Annotated in this window: 3 protein-coding genes; 2 read left to right on the top strand and 1 reads right to left on the bottom strand. The window is 73.3% G+C overall.

Annotated features, from left to right (window positions below):
- Nucleotides 1-327: maleylpyruvate isomerase N-terminal domain-containing protein (locus J0670_RS37890; RefSeq protein ID WP_207817309.1), on the top strand; the 327-nt coding region annotated here is incomplete at its 5' end.
- A gap of 31 nt (nucleotides 328-358) precedes the next feature.
- On the top strand, nucleotides 359-772 hold the full coding sequence (locus tag J0670_RS37895) for a hypothetical protein (protein ID WP_207817310.1): 414 nt from the start codon (nucleotides 359-361) through the stop codon (nucleotides 770-772).
- Nucleotides 773-830: 58 nt separating this feature from the next.
- Here the strand turns inward: J0670_RS37895 and J0670_RS37900 are convergent.
- The coding region (locus tag J0670_RS37900; protein WP_207817311.1) for a lysozyme at nucleotides 831-1,489 on the bottom strand (659 nt) is incomplete at its 5' end.

A 1,489-nucleotide genomic window follows, 5' to 3' on the forward strand; every position in this document is an offset into this window, starting at 1 on the left:
GCCGAGGCGGCCGAACCCGCCGCGCTGATCGCCCGGTTCGGCGTCGAGGGCCCGGCCGCCCTGGCCGGGCTGGCCGACCTGCCGCCCGCCACGGTGGTGGCCCACCCGATGCTCGGCAGTGTGACGGTGGGGGCGCTCGGCGAGGTGGCGCTGATGGAGGCGACCGTCCACCTGCTCGACCTGATCGCAGCCGTCGGCGGGCCGGCCCCCGCCGAGGGAGCGCTGCACTTCACCCGCGCCCTGCTGGCCGAGGTCGCCGACCCGGTGGCCTTCATCGAGGCCGCGACCGGCCGCGGTTCGGAGCAGGTCCTGCCGGTCGTCCGCTGACGCGTGGGCGCTGTTCGCGCTGGTCAGCCGTATGATCACCCCAGGTGGTCGGTGCCGATGGGGGGCGTCAGTGAACTCGTTGTGGAACCTGTGGTGGCTGGTGCCGGCCGTCCTCTACGGAGGGGGATCGGCCGCCCGCCGGGCGCTGCGCCGGACGTTGAAGGTCCGGCACAGGCGCAAGCTCGAACTGCTCGACGCCAGGCAGCGCCAGCACCTCGCGCTGGAGGCGGCCAACCGGCCGCCCGAGCCGGTCTGCGGCTGCACCCACCACCTGGCCAAGCACGACAGGCAGGGCCGCTGCCACGAGGTGGTCGAGGCCCCCACCGGCTGGGACGCCGACCGTCGCCCGCTGGGCTACGAGCCGCGGCCGTGCAACTGCCAGCAGTACGTGGGGCCCGAGCCCTTGGGCACGGTCTTCGCCCCGGAGCTGGTCGATCCGCGCTGAGAGCGGCGCCGTGGGCCCCCGCGCCCGAGGGGGCGGGGCGGGGGCCGGTGGCGGTGGGTCAGCCGAGGGCGAGGGCGCGCAGGCGGTCGGCGGCGCCGTTGAACAGGTTCTGGTCGCCGGGGAAGGTGCCGGAGTCGGAGTACTGCCAGATGGTCTGGTAGCTCCAGCCGTTGGGCAGGGTGCCGACGGTGGAGGAGTACCGGGCTATCCAGAGCGGGTTGGTGGCGCCGAAGCCGCCGTAGTTGCCGGTGCACTGGGACCACCAGTTGGTGGTGGTGTAGATGGTCGGGTAGCGGCCGGTGCGCGACAGGACGGTGTTGCTGAAGTCGCGGATCCAGCTGACCATGGCGCTCTGGCTGAGGCCGTAGCAGGTGGCGCCGTAGGGGTTGTACTCGATGTCGAGGGCGGGCGGCAGGGTCTGGCCGTCGGCGGACCAGCCGCCGCCGTGGTTGACGAACCAGTTGGCCTGGGTCGCGCCGGAGGAGACGTCCGGCAGGGCGAAGTGGTAGGCGCCGCGGATCAGGCCGGCGTTGTAGGAGCCGTTGTACTGCTGGGCGAAGTACGGGTTGGTGTAGGTGGTGCCCTCGGTGGCCTTGACGTAGGCGAACTGGGCGCCGTTGGCCGCGGCCGAGGACCAGTTGACGTTGCCCTGGTAGCTGGCGACGTCCATCCCCGGGGTCTGGGTGACGGCGAGCGAGGCGAGCGGGGCGGTGCCGG

The organism is Streptomyces sp. FH025, assembly GCF_017427025.1.
In the GTDB taxonomy this organism is placed as follows: domain Bacteria; phylum Actinomycetota; class Actinomycetes; order Streptomycetales; family Streptomycetaceae; genus Kitasatospora.